The sequence below is a fragment of the Microbacterium koreense genome (genome assembly GCF_042677105.1).
In the GTDB taxonomy this organism is placed as follows: Bacteria; Actinomycetota; Actinomycetes; order Actinomycetales; family Microbacteriaceae; genus Microbacterium; species Microbacterium koreense.
Genome location: NZ_JBHTIM010000001.1, coordinates 538,799 through 559,661 on the forward strand (window position 1 = coordinate 538,799; position 20,863 = coordinate 559,661).

At 67.6% G+C, this 20,863-nt stretch carries 16 protein-coding genes; 6 read left to right on the forward strand and 10 right to left on the reverse strand.

The window, feature by feature from the left end; genetic code table 11:
• The first annotated feature begins 52 nt into the window (after positions 1 to 52).
• On the forward strand, positions 53 to 1,237 hold the full coding sequence (locus ACFQZV_RS02460) for a hypothetical protein (RefSeq protein WP_378752949.1): 1,185 nt from the start codon (positions 53 to 55) through the stop codon (positions 1,235 to 1,237).
• Positions 1,238 to 1,321: 84 nt separating this feature from the next.
• Complete coding sequence (locus tag ACFQZV_RS02465; protein WP_378752951.1) at positions 1,322 to 2,470, forward strand: hypothetical protein; 1,149 nt, start codon at positions 1,322 to 1,324, stop codon at positions 2,468 to 2,470.
• A 58-nt stretch (positions 2,471 to 2,528) separates the two neighbouring features.
• Here ACFQZV_RS02465 and ACFQZV_RS02470 read toward each other — a convergent pair whose 3' ends face one another.
• The 7 genes from ACFQZV_RS02470 to ACFQZV_RS02500 all read right to left on the reverse strand — a co-directional run bounded on the left by ACFQZV_RS02470 (position 2,529) and on the right by ACFQZV_RS02500 (position 12,999).
• The gene (locus ACFQZV_RS02470; RefSeq protein ID WP_378752953.1) at positions 2,529 to 2,918 is read right to left on the reverse strand and encodes a DUF779 domain-containing protein; all 390 of its coding nucleotides are present in this window, start codon (positions 2,916 to 2,918) and stop codon (positions 2,529 to 2,531) included.
• Between the two features lie 85 nt (positions 2,919 to 3,003).
• Entirely contained in the window at positions 3,004 to 4,554 is a 1,551-nt protein-coding gene (gene exaC, locus ACFQZV_RS02475; RefSeq protein WP_378753024.1) for an acetaldehyde dehydrogenase ExaC, read from the reverse strand.
• 140 nt (positions 4,555 to 4,694) lie between these two features.
• Positions 4,695 to 6,011 (reverse strand): transcriptional regulator, encoded by a 1,317-nt coding sequence (locus tag ACFQZV_RS02480; RefSeq protein WP_378752955.1) that lies wholly within the window; start codon positions 6,009 to 6,011, stop codon positions 4,695 to 4,697.
• Positions 6,012 to 6,295: 284 nt separating this feature from the next.
• The gene (locus ACFQZV_RS02485) at positions 6,296 to 7,855 is read right to left on the reverse strand and encodes a DUF5979 domain-containing protein (protein ID WP_378753026.1); all 1,560 of its coding nucleotides are present in this window, start codon (positions 7,853 to 7,855) and stop codon (positions 6,296 to 6,298) included.
• Between the two features lie 285 nt (positions 7,856 to 8,140).
• Complete coding sequence (locus ACFQZV_RS02490) at positions 8,141 to 9,355, reverse strand: hypothetical protein (RefSeq protein ID WP_378752957.1); 1,215 nt, start codon at positions 9,353 to 9,355, stop codon at positions 8,141 to 8,143.
• Between the two features lie 537 nt (positions 9,356 to 9,892).
• Complete coding sequence (locus ACFQZV_RS02495; RefSeq protein ID WP_378752959.1) at positions 9,893 to 11,323, reverse strand: CCA tRNA nucleotidyltransferase; 1,431 nt, start codon at positions 11,321 to 11,323, stop codon at positions 9,893 to 9,895.
• A 146-nt stretch (positions 11,324 to 11,469) separates the two neighbouring features.
• Entirely contained in the window at positions 11,470 to 12,999 is a 1,530-nt protein-coding gene (locus tag ACFQZV_RS02500) for a DUF7059 domain-containing protein (RefSeq protein WP_378752961.1), read from the reverse strand.
• Positions 13,000 to 13,125: 126 nt separating this feature from the next.
• Between ACFQZV_RS02500 and ACFQZV_RS02505 the strand changes: the two genes are divergently transcribed.
• The 4 genes from ACFQZV_RS02505 (at position 13,126) to trxA (ending at position 18,387) form a co-directional block, all read left to right on the forward strand.
• The gene (locus tag ACFQZV_RS02505; protein ID WP_378752963.1) at positions 13,126 to 15,306 is read left to right on the forward strand and encodes a DUF6049 family protein; all 2,181 of its coding nucleotides are present in this window, start codon (positions 13,126 to 13,128) and stop codon (positions 15,304 to 15,306) included.
• On the forward strand, positions 15,303 to 16,898 hold the full coding sequence (murJ, locus tag ACFQZV_RS02510) for a murein biosynthesis integral membrane protein MurJ (RefSeq protein WP_378752965.1): 1,596 nt from the start codon (positions 15,303 to 15,305) through the stop codon (positions 16,896 to 16,898). The genes ACFQZV_RS02505 and murJ overlap by 4 nt, the downstream gene beginning before the upstream one ends.
• Before the next feature lie 111 nt (positions 16,899 to 17,009).
• Positions 17,010 to 17,996, forward strand: a complete 987-nt coding sequence (trxB, locus tag ACFQZV_RS02515; protein ID WP_378752967.1) for a thioredoxin-disulfide reductase — start codon at positions 17,010 to 17,012, stop codon at positions 17,994 to 17,996.
• A 67-nt stretch (positions 17,997 to 18,063) separates the two neighbouring features.
• The gene (gene trxA, locus ACFQZV_RS02520) at positions 18,064 to 18,387 is read left to right on the forward strand and encodes a thioredoxin (protein WP_378752969.1); all 324 of its coding nucleotides are present in this window, start codon (positions 18,064 to 18,066) and stop codon (positions 18,385 to 18,387) included.
• A 145-nt stretch (positions 18,388 to 18,532) separates the two neighbouring features.
• Here trxA and ACFQZV_RS02525 read toward each other — a convergent pair whose 3' ends face one another.
• The 3 genes from ACFQZV_RS02525 to ACFQZV_RS02535 form a co-directional block, all read right to left on the reverse strand.
• The gene (locus ACFQZV_RS02525) at positions 18,533 to 18,853 is read right to left on the reverse strand and encodes a tryptophan synthase subunit alpha (protein ID WP_378753028.1); all 321 of its coding nucleotides are present in this window, start codon (positions 18,851 to 18,853) and stop codon (positions 18,533 to 18,535) included.
• 69 nt (positions 18,854 to 18,922) lie between these two features.
• The gene (locus ACFQZV_RS02530) at positions 18,923 to 19,900 is read right to left on the reverse strand and encodes a ParB/RepB/Spo0J family partition protein (RefSeq protein WP_378752971.1); all 978 of its coding nucleotides are present in this window, start codon (positions 19,898 to 19,900) and stop codon (positions 18,923 to 18,925) included.
• Positions 19,900 to 20,832 (reverse strand): ParA family protein, encoded by a 933-nt coding sequence (locus ACFQZV_RS02535; protein ID WP_378752973.1) that lies wholly within the window; start codon positions 20,830 to 20,832, stop codon positions 19,900 to 19,902. Before ACFQZV_RS02535 ends, ACFQZV_RS02530 begins: the two co-directional genes overlap by 1 nt.
• Positions 20,833 to 20,863 lie beyond the last annotated feature (31 nt).

The following is a 20,863-nucleotide window of genomic DNA, read 5'->3' on the forward strand; positions in this document are numbered from 1 at the left end:
ATCCGTCGGAGGCAACCGGTACCGTGGGCGGAACGCTTCGGGGGGAGCAAGCATGACGGGGGTACCGCAATCCGCGGTGGAGTTCGATTCGGGGCCGTTGGTGGACCGAGTGGATCGGCGCGCGATGCGCGACTTCGCGCGGCGACTGAAGGAACAAGACAAGAAGCGACGGCAGAACGAACCCGGTCCCCGGCATCCTTCGTCGGCGAAGGTCGGCGCAATCGTCTTCGGCTCCCTCGCGTTCCTTCTCTTCCTTGCAGGTGCGCGCACACTCGCCGGAGCACTGGCCGACGCACTCACCGGTCTCGGCGTGTCGGACACTCTTGCCTTGGTCAGCGGCGTTTCCTGCTTCATCGCCTTTGCCGCAGGATGCGCCGTCGCCGTGGTCCTCATCGTTCGTCACTTTGCAAGACGCAACACCGTGCGTCAGTACCGATTGGATCGCTTTGCTCGCGCGAACGGCATGACCTATCGGGCGCGACGGAACGTCACGCCCCTGCCGGGGATGATCTTCGGCCACGGGTCATCCCGTCACACTCTCGACGTGGTGCGCGGTAAGAAGCCGCGCCCGATCGAGATCGCGAACTACCGATACATCGAAGGCATGGGTGAGAACGCGACCCAGCACAAGTGGGGGTATGTGGCGGTCAAGCTCGACGTGCCCCTCCCGCACATCGTGCTCGACGCCGTCGGCAACAACGGCCTGTTCGGCTCGAACCTGCCCACATCGTTCGACCGCGACCAACGACTCTCACTCGAAGGCGACTTCGACCGTTACTTCTCCCTCTACTGCCCCACCGGCTACGAACGCGACGCGCTCTACCTCTTCACCCCCGACATCATGGCCCGCGTCATCGACCACGCCGCAGCCGTCGACATCGAAATCGTCGACGACTGGCTCTTCCTCTACGCCAAACGCGACTTCACCACACTCGACCCAGCCATGTGGGCATGGCTGTTCTCCCTCGTCGCCGCCCTCCTCGACAAACTCGCCCAATGGGAACGCTGGCGCGACGACCGCCTCCCCACCCCCACCATCACCCCCGCGGCGCAACAGGCACCGACGGATGCCGCCACCGATGTCGCCGCAAGCCTGCGCCCACCGCCCGGGGTCGCAGCATCCGGAAGACGCCTGAAGTGGGGAATCTCCTGGAGATTCATCGCGTTCATCGCGGTTGTGCTGGCGTGGTTCGCGCTGCCGCATATCGTCGACTTCTTCGCGACGCTGGGCGGCTGATTCATCCGAGGCCGTAGCTCCACGGTCTTCAGTCCTCGACCGGTAACGTGAGGCCATCGCTTCGGGGGAGGTTCGATGAGCGGGATGCCGCGGTCCACGATGCCGTTCGACGCCCGACCCTTGGTGGAACCCGTCGATCACCGCGCGGTGCGCGCCTACACGCAGCGGCTGCGCCGGAGCGGAGTCGGGCGGATCTCCGCCGGCGCGATCGTCGCGATCGTGGTGGGCGGCATCGTGGTGTTCAACTTCGTCAGCATCGGCGCGTCGATGTTCGCGCGCTTCGCAGCCGCCGCGGCCCAAGGCGGAGGATTCGGTGTGATCGCGGTGGTCGTCCCCGGAACCGCGTTCGTGCTGGTCCTCGCCGGTCTGGGTGTGGGCGTCTTCTTTTTTGTTCGGCGGCTCGCCGGGGGCCAGAACGAGCGCCGCTACCGTCTGAATCAGTTCGCGCAGGTGAACCACATGTCGTACGTGCCCCGGTTCGACGCACCCGGTCTGCCCGGCATGATCTTCCGCCAGGGTTCAACCCGCCACGCCCTCGATCTTGTGCGCGGACAGCAGCCCCGTTTCGTCGAGTTCGCCAACTACCGGTACACCACGGGGTCGGGCAAGAACTCGACCGTGCACAAGTGGGGGTATGTGGCGGTGAAGCTCGACGTGCCGCTTCCGCACATCGTGCTCGATGCCGTCGGCAACAACGGCCTGTTCGGCTCGAACCTGCCCACATCGTTCGACCGCGACCAACGACTCTCACTCGAGGGCGACTTCGACCGTTACTTCTCCCTCTACTGCCCCACCGGCTACGAACGCGACGCGCTGTACCTCTTCACCCCCGACATCATGGCCCGCGTCATCGACCACGCCGCAGCCGTCGACATCGAAATCGTCGACGACTGGCTCTTCCTCTACGCCAAACGCGACTTCACCACACTCGACCCAGCCATGTGGGCATGGCTGTTCTCCCTCGTCGCCGCCCTCCTCGACAAACTCGCCCAATGGGAACGCTGGCGCGACGACCGCCTCCCCACCCCCGCCATGCAACAGGCACCCCTGGGCGCCGCAGGCCTCCCGGTACCCGCGACACCGGTGATGCTGCGCCCACCGCCCGGGGTCGCGGCATCCGGAAGGCGCCTGAAACGCGGGATCCCCTGGGCAGTGATCATCATCGTCGCCGTCGGGGGACTGGTCTTCGTGCTCCCCCAACTCATCGGGATCATCGCCGCCGTGAGCCGCTGAGTTCCCGACGACAGGCGCCGGCGGCCGAGCCGCCTTCCGCCCCCCGCTGACGTCCGAGTCAGCGCAGGCCGAAGGCCTCCAGTTCGGCGTCGTCGAGCATGCGCGAGCGGATGATGAAGCGGTTACCGGTCGGGCCTTCTACCGAAAACCCGGCCCCGCGGCCCGGCACCACGTCGATGGTGATGTGGGTGTACTTCCAATACTCGAACTGCGCCTCCGAGATGTGCACGTCGATGGGGTCGTCGAGCCCGACCTGGAGCGCTCCGAGGTGCACATCGGATGGTCCGATCAAGAACATCCCCACCGGGTAACACATGGGCGCACTGCCGTCGCAGCATCCGCCCGATTGATGGAACATCAGGGGCCCGTGCTGCGCGGTGAGATCGCGCAGCAGGGATGCCGCGGCATCCGTCACGGCCACCCTGCTGAACGTCGTCGTCTCGGTCATGATGCCTCCCATCTCGTCGACCGGGGACGTCGTGCCCCACTCCGCCCGGGGGCTCCCGGAGTGGGGCACGACGCGGGGGGACGGATCAGAAGAAGCCCATCGGGCCCTCGGCATAAGACACCAGCAGGTTCTTCGTCTGCTGGTAGTGCTCGAGCATCTTCAGGTGGTTCTCGCGTCCGATGCCCGACTGCTTGTACCCGCCGAACGCAGCGTGCGCGGGGTACTGGTGGTACGTGTTGGTCCACACGCGTCCCGCCTCGATCTCACGACCCGCGCGATAGGCGACGTCGCCGAGGCGACTCCACACACCCGCTCCGAGACCGTAGAGGGTGTCGTTGGCGATCGAGATCGCGTCGTCGAAATCGTCGAACGAGGTGACCGAGACGACCGGTCCGAAGATCTCCTCCTGGAAGATGCGCATGTCGTTCGTGCCCTCGAAGACCGTCGGGGCGACGTAGTACCCACCCGACAGCTCGCCGCCGAGATCGACACGCTCGCCGCCGGCGAGCAACTTCGCGCCGCCCTGCTTACCGATGTCGATGTAGCTGAGGATCTTCTCGAGCTGGTCGTTCGACGCCTGCGCTCCGATCATCGTTTCGGGGTCGAGGGGATTGCCCTGCACGATCTTGCCGACCCGGTCGAGAGCATCGCCCATGAAGCCGTCGTAGATCGACCGCTGGATGAGGGCGCGAGAAGGACACGTGCACACCTCGCCTTGGTTCAGCGCGAACATCGTGAAGCCTTCGAGCGCCTTGTCGTAGTACGCGTCGTCGGTTGCCCGGGCGACGTCCTCGAAGAACACGTTCGCCGACTTGCCTCCGAGTTCGAGCGTGACGGGAATGAGGTTCTGCGATGCGTACTGCATGATCAATCGGCCCGTCGTGGTCTCGCCCGTGAACGCGACCTTGCGGATCCGCTTGTGCTGCGCCAGCGGCGCCCCCGCCTCGATACCGAACCCGTTGACGATGTTGACGACGCCCGCCGGCAGGAGGTCGCCGATGATGTCGAACAGGAACAGGATCGACGCGGGCGTCTGCTCGGCCGGCTTCAGCACGACACAGTTGCCCGCGGCGAGCGCCGGGGCGAGCTTCCACGTGGCCATGAGGATCGGGAAGTTCCACGGGATGATTTGCCCGACGACACCCAGCGGCTCGTTGAAGTGATACGCCACGGTCTGCTCGTCGAGCTGACTCAGCGAACCCTCCTGCGCGCGCAGCACACCGGCGAAGTAGCGGAAGTGGTCCACGGCGAGCGGGATGTCGGCGGCGAGCGTCTCGCGGACCGGCTTGCCGTTCTCCCACGTTTCGGCCACCGCGATCCGCTCGAGGTTCTCCTCGATGCGGTCGGCGATCTTGTTCAGGATGTTCGCGCGCTCGGTGGGACTCGTGCGCTTCCACGACTCGAACGCCTTCCAGGCGACATCGACGGCACGGTCCACATCCTCCACGGTGCCCCGACCGACCTCGGTGAACGGCTTTCCGGTGACGGGTGTGACGTTCTCGAAGTACTGGCCCTTCACGGGTTCGACGAACTCGCCCCCGATGTAGTGGCCGTAGCGTGACCGGTACTCGGCAACCGATCCGCGATCGCCCGGAGCTGCATAGACGCTCGAAACGCCCTCTTCGACGATGGTCATGTTGGTCTCCTTCGACACTGTCGCGACGGTCATCGTCGCGTGGGTCGACGGTAGGCCGCGCAACGTTGCATTCGGTTGCGCGGGGGTGGGGGGTGGAGGGCCTGCGTGCTGCGCAACCGACCCTGTGGCTGCGACGGCGGTCAGTCGTCGGCTTCGAGCCGCGCGAGCCGCGCGACGAGCCCTGCGCGCTTCGGCGAGCGCGCCGGCAACATCGACAGACACAACCGCAACAGATCGACGTCTTCGGCCCCGGCGTCCGTCTCTGCGAAGGCCAACAGCACCTCAACCGACGCCTCAGCCATCAAGGCCTCACGCAGGGCGATGCGGACGGTGTCGCGGAACTCCTCGACGCCTGGGCTCACCGAATCCGGCAACACATCTCCACGGAAGGCGGCGAGCGCGACCCGGTGAGCACCGCGATCCAGCAACGACAGCACCTGGTGTGCATCGGTCTCGGTGGAGTTCGGCAGACGGTACGGCCGGGACTCGGGAGCCAACGTCGGCGCGACGCGCGTCAACACCTTGCGCAAGCGCACCATCTCGGCGCGAAGCGTGACGACCGCGTCGGGATCGCCGTAGACGAGTTCGGCGAGGCGTTCGGCTGAAAGCCCCTGCCGGTGGACCGCGAGCATCAGGAGGATTTCGGCATGCCGCTGTCCGAGCTCGGACACGGTTTCGGCCCCGTCACCGGCAACCTCGAGCTGCGCGCGATCCCGGCCGAGCACACGCAACGTGACGCGGGTCGGTTCGACCGCACGGGTCGCGCGGCGGCGTCCTGACGGCTTCGGAGCCCGCAGCCGCGCGACGAGGAGCTCGGCCTCGATCGCGCGGGCGGTCGCATCGACGAGCAGCTGCGCCTGGGGCGTGACGGCCTCGACACCGCCGGTGACGTCGATCACCCCGAGGATGCCACGGGTCTCAGGGTCGTGGACCGGTGCAGCGGTGCACGACCACGGTTGCACGTGCCGATTGAAGTGCTCGGCGCCGCGGATCTGCACCGACCGACCGAGGGCGAGTGCTGTACCGGGTGCAGAGGTACCGACGGCACCCTCCGACCAGTCCGCGCCGGGAACGAAGCCCATGTCTCCGGTGAGGCGCCGCACCGCGCGGTCGCCCTCGACCCACAACAACCGGCCCGAGGCGTCGCCCATCGCGACGATGACGCCCGAGTCATCCGCACCTCCCGGGAGCAGCAGTGCCCGGATCATCTCGACCGCACCCGCCAGGGGGTGCTCGCGGCGGTAGGCGTCGATCGCGTCAGGGTCGAGCTCGAGGGGCGGCATCCCTTCCACTCCTGCGATGCTGGCGAGGGACCTGCGCCACGACTCGCGCACCAGGGGACGCACATCGCGGAGCCGATCGTCGTTGCCTGCCACGAGTTCGTCGTGGGCACGCTCGATGAGCAGGCGCGAGTCTTCAGCAGTGATCTCGCGCCGCGGCGACCACGGCGATGACATGGGGCTCCGATCGGCGGCGGGGAGCGTGCGACCCAGTGTAGGTCGCGGATGCCGGCTCTGACAGTGCTGTCCGCGGCGCCCTACCGTGTCGGCCGCCGTTCCCTTCCGCGAGAATTGCGCTTGCGCGTGAGAATCCACGGCAGCAGCCGAGTCTCGCGACCAAGAGCAATTCTCGCGGAGAGCAGTCTCACGGCAGGGAGCTGTGGACGGCGCCGGGCCGAAGCGCGGGCCACGCCGCGCTCGCCGGCGGAGAACTCAACCCCCGACGCGCCGCCTTCACCTTGTCAGACGCGCTGGCTCCGTCGCCGAGCCACCATCAGAGCCGCACCGCCGAGCAAGAGGAGCGCGGCAGCGACAGCCGTCCCCGCGAAGTCGGTGTCCTCACCGGTGCGCGCAAGCGCGCTGCCCGTGCCGGCACCGGTATCGCCGGGCGTCAGCGGAAGTTCGATCACCGGCTCAACCGGCTCAACCGGCTCAACCGGCTCAACCGGCTCGACCGGCTCGACCGGTTCCTCCGGCTCGACCGGCTCCTCCGGCTCGACCGGCTCCTCCGGCTCGACGGGCTCCTCCGGCGTCACGTCAGCGGTGTTGGTCAGCGAGATGGCGATGTCTACATCGGCACCGAGCACGATCGTCGCGGTGCCGTCACCGTTGTCCGTCACCCCGTCCCCGCCGTACGCGGGGGTGCTCCATTCCACTCCGTCGACGGCGGGCGCCGCGAGTTCCCGCAGCGTCACGGTTGTTCCGGCCGGGAGTCGCGGGCTGCCGACCGCCGTGCCGTCCGCACTCACCTCGACGACGCCCGTCGTCACGGGGTCTCCGTACGAGTACTCGACGGTGAACATCGTCTCCGGCGCCACGAGTTCGTGGGCATCCCCGACGACGGTCTTGGCGATGCTGAAGGTTCCGGGGCGCGCGCCCGAGCCGTCGCCACCGCCGGTGGCCACCCACGTCGTCATGTGGTTCATTGTGATCCCGTTGACGGACGCCGAGTTGAGGAACTGGTCGCCCGCGTACACGGTCTCGGTCGGCACGGTGTAGTAGCGGACGACGTACACGCGGGAGGTGTCGAACGGGCCCGGGATGACGACGTCGAACGACGTGCCCTCGGCGTTCCATGCTCCCGACCATCCGGTGACGTTTCGGTGCTGCGTGTTGTCGGGCAACACGGTTGTGACGCTGATCCTCTGATCGACGTTGTGGTGCGGTTGACCGACGTCGGTGGTGAGCACATCCGACACGGTGACGGTCTCCGACTCCGCGAACTCACTTCCCGGGAACGTCACCTGCCAGCCCAGGCGCCCCTCCGTGGATTGCCAGCCGACTTTGGAGGGAGTCATCGGCATGCTCGGCACGCCGATGATTCCGCCCTCACCGGGAAGGTCGACCAACACGACTTCGTCGTTCACGACGAACTCCACCGTCTCCTGCGTCGTCGACTGGTCCACCGAGACCGTGGCCCAGAGGGAGCCACCGACATTCGTCAGGCCGTTGACGGCATCCGTCAGTGTGCAGACGACGATCGGGGACCCCGCGTCGCTGATCGAGCAATTTGCAGCGGTGACATCCGGATTGTCGCGCATGGGCAATGTGAACGATGCGGTCCACTGCTTGAACTCGGGCGGGAGCGTCATCCCGAAGGTCTCTCCGCCGACTGCGCCGTCGGGCACCGACCACGATGCGCCGACGTCGACACGGCCGGTGTTGTAGGCGTTGTCGCCATTGTCCGTCGACACGGTGATGCTTCCCGGGTCGATCGCTCCCGGGTATGTCACGTCCATGGCGTGCGCGGCCCCCGCACCGCCCACCGCGGTCACAGTGACCGCGAGCGCAGCGATGACCACCTTTGCCAAACGGCGACGCGCGGTCTGCCCTCGTTGATGTGAATTCGTCGATCCCACGTTCGACATACGGCCCCCAATATCCGTCGATGTCCCCAGTGACACGGCGCACCCCTGCGCTCGTGTCTCACCGGCGCACCCCTGCGCCGGTGTCACTTCATGAGACGCAGAAAGGGCCGGTCTATTACGCGACTCCATGTGCTTGCAGCCGCGGTTGCCTGCCACGCCGCGGCACGGCGCCCGTTGCCGGCCGCCGCTCGCCCGACGCCGGCTGGGTGCGGTCGGGCGTCAGACCCGCTGGCTCCGGCGACGCGCGACCACCAGCGCACCTCCGGCCACGACCATGAAGGCGGCCGCGGCCACCAACGCCCCAGAGTCGCCGTCGCCACCGGTGGTGGCCAGTGTGCCCGCCGCACCGGCCGTGGGGACACCGTCCGTGAGCGGCAACTCGATGATCTCGGTCGGTTCGTCCCTACCGGGGACGACATCCTCGTCGCGATCACCTGGATCAACCGGGTCAACCGGGTCAACCGGGCACTCGCCCGCGTCGGTGATCGTGAAGTCGAACGTGTACTGGTTCTTGATGGTGCGACTCCCGTCGGACACGATCCGGTAGTCACCGGGGGCGAGTCCGTCCAGGGTGAGCGTCGCCGACTCGCCCGCGCCGACCGTGGCGAACGTGACGACCTCGCCAGGTGCGCCGGTCGTGCCGTCCGCCCGGTAGTAGGTCTCGCCGGTGCCGCCGGTGCCGTCACCGAGAGCCTTGACCCGGAACGCCCGGTCACCGTTCTCCGAGCCGACCGTCACGTCGTACGCGAACCCACCGGTGTTGACCTCGCACGTGCCCGACCACGATGAGCCGTTCACCGCCGGGTCAACCGGGGTGGTGCACGGGAGCGTTTTCGGGTCGGTCAACGTGACCTCAAAAGCGGGATACACGATGTCACCCTTGTCGATGCCGTAGCCGTCGCGGTCAGGCTCCGTGGCCTGCTGATCGTCCGGCCACTGGTCATCGCGGTCGTAGACCACCGGGGTGATCGTGAAGGTCCCGTACCCTGCCCCCGCGAGGGGGGAACCTTCATAGGTCATGGTCCCGCCTACGACCTCGATCTCCAGCCGGGTGCCGCCCGCGAGCACGAATCGTGCGTCGGTGGGTCCAACGAAAGTCACCGTGTTCGTGGGGACCTCACAGGTGGGCCCGACGACCGTCATCGTGGGGGCGGCGGGCAAAGTGGCAGGTGTGGGGGATGCGAGGAGTGCTGCCTCCGTGTGGTTCTCCTGCGTCTGAGGTTCCGGTGCCGTCTCCTCCGCGGGGGCGGGCTCAGCCGCCGGTGCGTCCTCAGCCGGTGTCTCTTCCGGTGCCGACGCCTCGCCCGGAGTGGGCGTCAGTTCCCCCGAAACCGACGTCACATCATCCGACTCCGTTGCCGACGCGGGGGCGGCCAGCGCCAGTCCCCCAGCCGCGAGCAGCGCCACTGTGGCGGCGGCGAGGTGCTTCCTCATGGTTCTTCCGTTCTTCGGGACGAGCCGCTCGCCAGTTCAGGGCCCCAGCCCTGTGCGGTGTCGTTCCCGTTCGTGTCGTTCTTGGTCGAGATCGTGATGGTCGCCGGGTCCACCGCATCCGGTACGTCACCTCGACCGCACACGCGGCAGAAGCACCCCCTGTTCGCCGCGCCAGCGACGGCCAGGTGGCATCGGTCAGCCCCGCGAAGCGACGGATCCGCGCATCGACGCGCTTTCGTCACTTGCGGAGCTGACAACGGTCCCCATGATCCGTTGATGTCCCCAGGGCGAGCACCTTTCGGCGCCGCCATCACCTCATGAGATGACGCAGGCGGCCGATTATTACGCGACTTGCGTGAACTCCGTGGGTCGCGCACGTCGGCTGTCGTGCGCCCCCGCACCGGGAATCTCGACCCTCCCGCGAGACTTGCTCTTGATGGCGAGACTCAGCTGCTGCGGTGGTTTCTCCCGCGCAGGAGCAATTCTCGCGGGAGGGGAGGGAGAGGGGCCCCGGGTGGAGCGGTGGGGACTCCCGGCTCAAGAAGAGCGAGCCGCCCACCATTCGCGCAGGCGCTGCTCGGCGGCATCCTGACCGATGACACCCTCGTCGAGCCGCAGGTCGAGCAAGAAGCGGTAGGCCTCGCCGACCTCGCGGCCGGGACGGATGCCGAGTACCTCTTGGATACGGTTGCCGTCGATTTCGGGACGGATGGCGTCGAGTTCTTCCTGAGCCGCCAGTTCGGCGATGCGCTGCTCGATGTCGTCGTACGCGGCGGCGAGGCGGCGCGCCTTGCGGACGTTGCGAGTCGTCACGTCGGCACGCGTGAGGATATGCAGACGCTCCAGCTCCGCCCCGGCGTCGCGCACGTAGCGTCGCACGGCCGAGTCGGTCCACGCTCCTTCGGCGTATCCGAAGAACCGCAGGTGCTGTTCGATGAGCTGGGTCACCGACGCCGTGGTGTCGGAGTCGAACCGCAGTGCCTGCATGCGCTTACGTGCCATACGCGCGCCCTTGACGTCGTGATGGTGGAAGGTGACCCCGCCGCCTTTCTCGAGCCGTCGCGTCGCGGGCTTGCCGATGTCGTGCAGCAGTGCGGCCAGGCGCAAGGGGACGTCGGGCGCGGCACCCGGGTGGCGGCGCGCCTCGAGCTCGATCGTCTGCTGAAGCACGGTCAGTGAGTGCTCGTAGACGTCCTTGTGATGGTGGTGCTCGTCGACTTCGAGTCGCAGCGCCGGGATCTCGGGGAGGAACTGCTCGATGAGTCCGGTATCGACCAGAAGACGGATGCCGCGAACCGGGTCGTCGGTCTGCAACAGACGCACGAGCTCCGAGCGGATCCTCTCAGGGCTGACTATCGACAGCGACGCCCGCAACTCGACGATCGCATCGACCGTCGCCGGGTCGACGTCGAACCCGAGTTGGGAGGAGAACCGGGCGGCCCGCAGCATCCGCAACGGATCGTCACCGAAGCTGACGGCGGGGTCTGCGGGTGTGCGCAAGGTGCCACGGACGAGGTCTTCGACACCGCCGGTCGGGTCGATGAGCGTGCGGCCGGGAACCCGCAGCGCCATCGCGTTGACGGTGAAGTCCCGGCGACCGAGGTCGGCGTCGATGGTGTCGCCGAACTCGACGGTCGGTTTGCGGGTCACGCCGTCGTAGCTGTCGGCACGATAGGTGGTGACTTCGACCTGTTCGCCGGCGACCTTGGCGCCGATGGTGCCGAATGCGCGGCCGATGTCCCACTGCGCGGTCGAGATGGGCTTGACGATCCGAAGGATGTCGTCGGGGCGCGCATCGGTGGTGAAGTCGAAGTCGTTGACCGGGCGATCCAGCAGTGCATCGCGCACGGGGCCGCCGACGATCGCCAACTCGAAACCGGCGTCGTCGAAGGCGCGCGCCAGCGTGTCGACGACGGGAGACTCGGCGAGCGCGCCGAGGCGCGCGATGCCCTCGGCCATGTTGAGCATGACGTCGAGCCTATCGATCCCACCGGTTGCCGATCATCTCCGGGAAGATGTGCGAGATACCTCTCGATGCCGGAACAGAACGGCGATACCGACCTCGGCGGGCTCCTCGCGAGGACCGTGGCGGCGAGGCCAGGCACGCCCGGGGTTCAGGCGAAGGTCAGGAATCCACAGAAGACGAGCTCGCGCACACGCGGCAGAAGGTCGGCGCGCAGGGCGACGGCGTCGACCTCGAGCAGCTGTGCGATCGCGTCGATGAGGACCCCCGCGGGCAGGTCACCGTCGCAGGCACCCACGAGCGCCGCGAGCCCCGGGTCGACGGACAGGGCGCGTGCAAGCCCTCCCCCCTGGCGCAGCTCGATCACCTGGGGGGCGTCATCTCCCGGAAGATGATGGCGCGCTTCGGTGACATCGGGGGCCACGCGAAGCACGGAGCGGGCGAGTTCGTCGTCCGAGAGCGCGGTCAACCGGTCGTGGGCGACCAGCGCCGCGGCGAGGTGATCGCCGAGTCCGCTGTCACCGAGGGGCTGTGTCGCGCGTTCGTACCGTTGCAGGCTCGGGGAGCCCGATGCGGGACGCCGTAGCAGGACGTACCCGAATCCGATCTCGGTGACCCCGCGCGCATCGAAGTCCTCGAGCCACGCATCGACCAGTCGTGCGTAGTCGGGACTTCCGGGCAGCGTTCCCCCGTCGCGGATCCACAACTCGGCGTAAGCGAGCGGATCGAGAACCTCGCGTTCGATGATCCATGCGTCAAGCGGCTCGGGCGAGGCCGCGACCCATTCGCGCACGCGGTCGACCCCGTCGATGTCGCCTCGCGATTCCCAGTTGCCGAGCAATTGGGCCACGCCCCCCGGCGCGAGGTACGCGCCGACCTGCTCGATCACGGTGCGCACGAGATCGTCGCCGACGAGGCCGCCGTCGCGATACTCGTAGGCGGGCACCCCCTCGACCCGAGGGGTGATGACGAACGGCGGGTTCGACACGATGCGGTCGAAGCGTTCTCCGGCGACAGGCTCGAAGAGATTCCCGAGGCGGGTCGTGATCCCGTCGAGACCGTTCAGCAGAGCGTTGAGGCGCGTCAAGCGCAGAGCCCGTTCCGAAATGTCCGTCGCGACGACCTCGGCGACGTCGCGACGGGCGCGCAGCGCTTGGATGCCGCATCCCGCGCCCAGGTCGAGGGCGCGATCGGCGGGCGTCGCAACCTGAAGCGACGCGAGGGTCAGGGAGGCGCCGCCGACGCCGAGTACGTGGTCTTCGGGGAGGGCGCCCTGCAGCGCGGCCTCGTCGAGGTCGCTCGCGACCCACCATTCGCCCGTGCCGTGACGGTCGGCGAATGACTGGGGGCGGATGAGCACGTCGGGGACGATCTCGTCTGCAACACCGTGCGCGAGCCCGAGCCGTTCGATTCCGGTGGCACCGGCGCGCGGTAGGGCCGAGTCGACGGATGCGCGGGGCACCGGCATCCCGAGGACAAAGAGGCGCCCCAGGGCGGCGAGCGCGTCACGGTTCCGCTCGAGTCGGCGCGCCGCGGGTGCGCGGAGACCGCGGACGATCGCGTCGTCTGCGAGGGGACCCCATGCCGCGCGCAGGGCATCCGACGTGTAGCCCGCATCGCGCAGATCGTCGGCGAGGAGGTGAACGGTCGTCGGATCAGGCTCAGGAAGGGGGCGGCTCACAGAGCCATTCAACCGCGTGAATACCCGACAACGGCGGCGCCGAGCATGGGACGTTCAGGGGTCGGACCGTAGAATCGCACCTGATCGTGCGGTCCGGACATCGCACAGGAGCGAATACCCACCACTATGACCGTGCCCTCACGGCGGAAGCGCCGCCCCCCACGCCTTCTCGCCGCAGTCGTCGCTGCGGTCGGCGTGTGGGCACTCACCGTCACCGCGCCGGCCGCGAGCGCCAGCGCCGATGAGGATGCCGCGCCCTCTCCGACGGTCGCGTCCGGCTCTCCTGTTCTCACGCTGAGTCCGATCGGCAACGGCATCCTCGGTGACGGTGAGGTGTTGAGCGTCTCGGTCACCCTCGACAACCCGTCTGCAGATGCGGTCGCCGCGTCAGGTGTGAGCCTGGCCCTGGGCGAGACACCGATCTCGGATCGTGGGGCGCTCACGTCGTGGCTCGACTCCGAGACCGACGCCGACGACGGCGGTCTGGTGACGGTCGCCTCGGCCACGATGTCCAGCGTCGAGGCCGGGTCGAGCGAGACGACGGGGATGACCGTCGCGGCGGACGCGCCGGAGCTGACAACGCTGGACCCAGGGGTGTACCCGCTGCGAGCCGTGTGGGGTTCGGGCGACTCCGCGTTGCGCTCGACGAGTGCGCTGATCGTCCCCGACACAGACGAGGCGGTCGCCGTGACGGTGGTCGTGCCGATCACAGCGGCACCACGCACGAGTGCGCTCCTGACCGCCGACGAACTTGCTGAGCTCACCGCCGAAGGTGGTGCGCTCGATGCACAACTGCTCGGTGTGCAGGGCACCAACACGGTCCTCGCCGTCGACCCCGCCATCCCGGCCGCCATCCGGGTGCTCGGTGTCGAAGCTCCGGCGAGCGCGATCGCGTGGCTCGAGAGTCTCGAGGCGCTTCCCAACCCGCGTTTCGCCCTGCAGTTCGGCGACGCCGATCCGGCCGTGCAGGTCGAAGCCGGTGCTCCGCAGCCGCTCGCCCCCACCTCCTTCGCTTCGCTGATCTCGGAGGACTCATTCGTCCCGGCGCCGGCACCGTCGGCATCTGCAACGGACGCCGCCGCCACACCCGCACCGGAATCCGAATCGACGGGCGTCCCGACGCTCGACGAACTGCTCGACGTCGGCGCCACGCACGAGGTATGGTGGCCGAGCTCGTCGTCTGTCACGCCGTCGGCCGTGGCGACCCTCGCGAACATCTCCGCGCACACGGACTCCGAGGGAATGACCCTGGTCCCGTCGACCGCGACCGTCCAGGGCCGGGACGGCGCCACCGTTGCAGGGCTGGCGGCGACCTCCGACGCCGACCTGTTGGTTGCCGACGCCGCGATCTCACGCCTGCTGTCCGACGCCGCAACGCCCGGCGAGTACGCCACGCGCGGAGCACCGCTGACCGCCGCAACGGCGCACCTCGCGCTCGCGGCCACCGACGACGCCTCCCTCGTCGTGGCTTTCGACCGCTCAACGAACCGTTCGAACATCGCCCTGAGCGCGGCGGTCGGAGCGATCTCCCAGCTGCCCGGCGCAACGGTCCAGTCGCTGACCGCCCTCGCCTCCACCCGCCCCTCGCCGGTCGATCTCGCAGACGCCGAGGCTCCCGCCGACCGGGTAGCCGAGGCATCCGCACTCTTCGACGACGAGGCCGCCGTCGCCGGCTTCGCCACCGTGCTCGATGACCCTGCGCTTCTCACCGGTGAAGAGCGCGCCGAAGTGCTGCAGCTGCTCGGGGTGGGCTGGGATGCCATGCCCGCCGAAGCGCGCGCGGCGGTGACCGCTCACCGTGAGGCCACCGAAGGCACTCTCGCCTCTGTGCGCCTCTTGCCGACCACGTCACCGATCAACCTCCTCGCCTCGGGGGCGGGACTGCCCTTCACCGTGCGCAACGACCTCCCCTATGAGGTCAACCTCGTGCTCTACGCCTCGCCCGATGATGTGCGCCTGAACGTACGGCCCGCCACCGACATCGTCGCCACTCCGCTGAGCAACACCCGCGTCGAGGTGCCCGTCGAAGCGCGTCTGGGCAACGGTGAGGTCGCCATCGACCTGCAACTGCGCAGCCCCGCACTCATCGACATCGGTCCGCCTCAGACCGTCGACGTGAACGTGCGCGCCGAATGGGAGACGGTGGGTCTCATCGTCCTGGCCGTGCTCGTCGGCGGTCTCGTGGTGCTCGGCATCATCCGCACCGTGCTGCGTTCCCGCGCGCGACGCCACCCTGACCCCGCGAACCCGACCGACACGCAGGACGCACCAGACCCTGCGAAGCCGACCGACGAGGAAACCCCATGAACCTCGGCCGCGCCAGCATCCTGCTCGGTGCAGGCACCGTCGTCTCGCGCCTGACCGGCTTTCTCCGCACCGTCGTGCTCGTCTCGGCGATCGGCGCGACGACCGAAGCCGGCAACGCCTTCGCGATCGCCAACCAACTGCCGAACAACATCTACGCGGTGATCCAGGCGGGCCTTCTCACCGCGGTCCTCGTGCCTCAGATCGTGCGTGCGGCACGGCATCCCGATGGCGGCAGCGCGTTCGTCTCGAAGATCCTCACGCTCGGCACGCTGGTTCTCCTCGGAATCACCGCCCTGGCCGTCGTGCTCGCGCCATGGCTGGTGACGCTCTACGCGCCCGAGTTCCCACCGCATCAACAAGCTCTTGCCACCGCGTTCGCCTACTGGTGCATGCCGCAGATCCTCTTCTACGGTCTGTACTCACTGTTGGGCGAAACGCTCAACGCGCGCCGCGTGTTCGGTCCGTTCACGTGGGCGCCCATCATCAACAACGTCGTCTCGATCGGCGGGTTCGCCGCGTTCATCGCCCTGTTCGGGCTCACCGGCGCCGTCGAGAACTGGACGCCGACGATGGTCGCCCTGCTTGCCGGCACCGCGACCCTCGGCATCGCCATCCAAGCCGTCATCCTCGTGTTCTTCTGGAAGAAGACCGGCCTGAGCGTGCGGCCCGACTTCCAATGGCGGGGCATCGGCCTCCGTCACATCGGACGCCTCGCGGGCTGGACCTTCCTCATGGTCATCGCCGGGCAGTTGGCCGGCCTCGTCCAGTCCCGCATCCTGTCGGAGGTCAACCGCGAGTTCGCCGGTGTCTTCGTCTCGCAGAACGCGTGGCTGCTGTTCATGCTGCCGTACTCGATCATCGCCGTCTCGATCGGGACGCCGTACTTCACCCAGCTCAGCGAACACGCCGCCGCGGGGCGCCACGAAGCACTCCGCACCGATATCGCCACGAGCCTGCGCACCGTCGGGCTGTTCATCGTCGCAGCGACGGCGGCGCTGGCCGCCGCGGCGGTCCCGGCATCCCGCATCTTCACCAACAGCGCAGCCGAGGCCGACGACGCTGCGCTCGTCCTGCTCTGTTATCTCGCCGGCCTGCTCCCTTTGTCGGTGCTCTTCATCGTGCAACGCACCTTCTACATCTACAACGACACCCGTACACCGTTCTTCTTCACCCTCGTGCAGGGGGCACTGGTCGTCGTTACCGCGCTCATCGCGTCGTGGACGCTCCCCGTGGAGTTCCTCGCCGCCGGTATCGCCCTCGGACAGTCGTTCGCAGGAATCGTGCAGATGGTGCTCGCGATCATCCTCCTGCGCCGCAAGCTCGGGGGCCTGCGTGTGCTGTCGTGGCTTCCCGCGTTCGGTCGGTACGTCGTCGCCGCGATTCCCGCCGGGCTCGCGGGCTGGGCGGTGTTCCGTCTTCTGGGCGGCGAAGAAGGATGGACGGTGTCGAGCGAATTGTTCGGCGCGCTCGGCGCCGCAGTGATCGGGACTGCGTCGCTCATGGTCTACCTCGGCGTGCTCGCGCTGCTGCGTGCCCCGGAACTCGGACCCGCCCTGTCGATGGTGAAGCGTTTCCTTCCCGGCCAGCGCTGATTCACCCGGGCCTGAAGGATGGAATGCACCGCGGCTAGCATGTGTTGACGTCATCGGCGGCGCAGCATCCACCTGCACCGGCCCCCGTGCCCGCCCAAGAAGGAGAATGTCGTGCGCAAGGTCATCATCATCGGTTCCGGCCCCGCCGGGTATACGGCTGCGATCTATGCGGCGCGCGCCAACCTCGCGCCGCTCGTCGTGGCCAGTTCGGTCGAGGCCGGCGGTGAGCTGATGAACACGACCGAGGTCGAGAACTTCCCCGGGTTCCCGGAGGGGATCATGGGACCCGACCTCATGGCGAAGATGCAGGAGCAGGCCGAGCGTTTCGGCGCCGAGGTGCTTTATGACGACGTCGTCTCGTTGGACGTCGAGGGTCCCGTCAAGCGCGTGCAGCTCGGCTCGGGCGCTGAGCACGAGGCGCACGCGATCGTGTTCGCGACGGGTTCGGCCCCCCGCAAGATCGGCGTCGAGAACGAGGCCCGGCTTTCAGGACGTGGGGTCTCATACTGCGCGACCTGCGACGGATTCTTCTTCCGTGAGCGCACGATCGCGGTGGTCGGCGGTGGCGACTCGGCAATGGAAGAGGCCACGTTCCTCACGAAGTTCGCCTCGAAGGTCTACATCATCCACCGCCGCGACGAGCTGCGCGCGTCGAAGATCATGCAGGACCGGGCGTTCGCCAACGAGAAGATCGAGTTCGTCTGGAACAGCGAGATCGTGGATGTTCTCGGGGAGGATGCCGTCAGCGGCGTCGTCCTGAAGAACACCGTCGACGGCTCCACCTCGGAACTCGCCCTCGACGGGCTGTTCGTGGCCATCGGACACGACCCGCGCACCCACCTGGTGCACGGCGCGCTGGAGCTCACCGAGGACGGCACGGTGTGGGTCGATGGACGCTCCTCGCGCACATCGGTTCCCGGTGTCTTCGCCGCCGGCGACGTGCTGGATGCCACTTATCGCCAGGCGGTCACTGCCGCCGGAAGCGGCACCGTCGCCGCCCTCGACCTCGAGAACTACCTCGCATCGATCGAGGACGCCGGTCAGCCCGACCCCGCAGGCGCTGAGATCGAGGGACTCCCCGACGCAGTACGCGCCTGACCATGACGGAATGCTCCGCGCGGCGGAGACGTTCCACCGAAGAAGTGACCTCACACAAGGAGATGACATGACCGCCAAGGCGACGACGTCGGCAACGTGGGAGCAGGACGTGCTCCAGGCTGAAGGACCCGTTCTCGTGGACTTCTGGGCGGAATGGTGTGGCCCGTGCCGCATGGTTTCGCCGGTCCTCGACGAGATCGCGGCCGACAACCCCGGAAAGATCACGGTGTTGAAGCTCAACGTCGACGAGAACCCCGACCTCGCGATGAAGTACCAGATCACGTCGATCCCGGCGATGAAGGTCTTCAACAAGGGCGAGATCGAGACCACGATCATCGGCGCGAAGCCGAAGTTCGCCCTCGAGCAGGATCTCGCCAAATACATCGGCTGATCAGCAGTTTTTCCGAAACCCCCGCCCGGCTCGTGCGAGTCGTGCGGGGGTTTCGTGCGTGAGGACGGTCTTCGCGAACGGATGCGGCTCGCCCGTGTGACTCGAGCGGCGGACGGATCCCGGGCAGGGTCAGGGGTCGGCGAACTCAGGAGGCTACGGAGGCATCCCAACGTCGGTGCTTCTCACTGTCGCCGAGCAGTCGCCAGACGGCGGACGTGAGCGGAGGATAGTCGAGGGCGATCTGGCGAAGCACTCGGTAGTGCCGGGAGGCATTCGGGCGCACACCACCGTTGGCCGCGATGTTCTCAGCACGAAGGGTGAGGACGACGAGTTCATCGACGGAGGGCAGGTCGTCCATGAACTCCCAGGGGTCTTCGCCGGCACGCAGCCGCTCCGATATCAGGACGGAGAGTTCGTCGGTGGCCTCGGCGCGCAGAAGCTCAAGGCTCGCCCGCCGTCCGGGCATCCGATCGTCGCTCACCCTTCCAGCGTACGTGTCCCTCGAGGTCTGAGGTCGCGCACATCCGGTGTGGTGTCAGGCTGATCCGTATCCGGTCTCGCCGAGTTCCTCCAGAATGCGGTTCAGATCCTGGATGCTCGCGAAATCTATGCTGATCTGGCCTTTCTTTGCACCGAGCGTGACCTTGACGCGCGTGTTCAGGCGGTCTCCCAGCCTGTCGGCCATCTCGTCGAGGTAGGCCCGTCGCGCGCCAGCCTGGGGCTTCGGAGTGCGCCCGTTCATCGGCGCCTTCGCAGCCGCCTCGGTCGCACGCACCGACAGGTCTTCATTCACGACCTTGTCGGCGAGTCGCTGCATGGCAGCTTCGTCGTCGAGGGCGAGGATGGCGCGGGCATGCCCAGCAGTCAGCACACCGGCGGCAACGCGCTGCTGCACGGGAACGGGCAGCCGGAGCAGTCGGATCGTATTGCTGATCTGGGGGCGGGATCGACCGATGCGGGCGGCAAGCTCTTCTTGAGTGATGCCGAAGTCGTCGAGAAGCTGCTGGTAGGCCGACGCCTCCTCGAGCGGGTTGAGCTCGGACCGGTGGAGGTTCTCGAGCAACGCGTCGCGGAGGAGATTCTCATCCGACGTCTCGCGAACGATCGCCGGAATCGACGACAGCCCCGCTTCGCGTGCGGCACGGGTACGCCGCTCGCCCATGATGAGCTCGAACGTTCCCGGCTCTGTCTCGCGGATGACGACCGGCTGAAGCACCCCGAACTCCCGCACGCTGTGCACGAGTTCAGCGAGATCGTCGGCGTCGAAATGCGTGCGCGGCTGCCGGGGGTTCGGGACGATCGCATGTGGGTCTACGTGGATCAGGCGCGCGCCGGGAACGGCGACGAGATCCACGTCGGCCTCGGATGCGGCGGTCTCCACCGGCATGACATCCGCCTCGTCCGCCGCAGCTGCTGCACGTGGGAAGAACACGTCGGCGGGTCGGGCGTCTGCCGACTCAGTGGTCGGAATGAGCGCGCCGATGCCGCGCCCCAGACCCGTGCGCTTGGCCATCAGGACTCCTCTTGTTCTCCCCCGGACGCATCGCGCCGGATCAGTTCGACGGCGGCTTCGCGGTACGCGATCGCGCCGGCCGATTGCCCATCGTAGGCGATGACCGTCTGCCCGAAGCTCGGCGCCTCCGACACGCGCACGGATCGCGGAATCACGCTGTCCAAGACCTCGCGCGGAAAGTGCTCACGCACCTCATCGGCGACCTGTTGTGCGAGGCGCGTGCGACCGTCGTACATCGTCAGCATGATCGTCGACAGGTGCAGGTTCGGGTTGAGGTGCTTCTGGATCATGCGCACCGTGTTCAGGAGTTGTGACAGGCCCTCGAGGGCGTAGTACTCGCACTGGATGGGGATGAGAAGCTCTCCCGCTGCAGTGAAGGCGTTGATCGTGAGCAGCCCCAACGACGGGGGGCAGTCGATGATCACGAAGTCGAGATGACCCTCACCCTTGTCGAAGTAGTCGTCGAGGGCCGTCTTGAGTCGATGTTCGCGGGCAACCTGCGACACGAGCTCGATCTCGGCGCCCGCGAGGTGGATGGTGCTCGGCGCGCACAGCAGGCGGGGCGATTCCGGACTTGTTTGGATGACGTCGGCCAAGGGGAACTCATCGATCAGAACGTCGTAGATGCTCGGAGTGTCCGCGGTGTGCGGAACGCCGAGGGCTGTCGATGCATTGCCTTGCGGGTCGAGATCGATCACGAGCACCGTCGCGCCCGCATCAGCAAGCGCGGCGGCAAGGTTGACGGTCGTCGTGGTCTTTCCGACTCCGCCCTTTTGGTTCGACACGGTGATCACACGGGTGCGCCCGGTGAGTTCGACGTCGGTGTTGTCCAGGACGCGCCGGCGGGCGGTCAAGTCCGCAAGCTCGCGCGCGATCGGAGAATCATTGAGGGAGAAGGATGCTGCGACCGCCGGTTCGTCGGGATGTTCCACGTGAAACGGTTCTCCTGCAGTTCGATCCGGT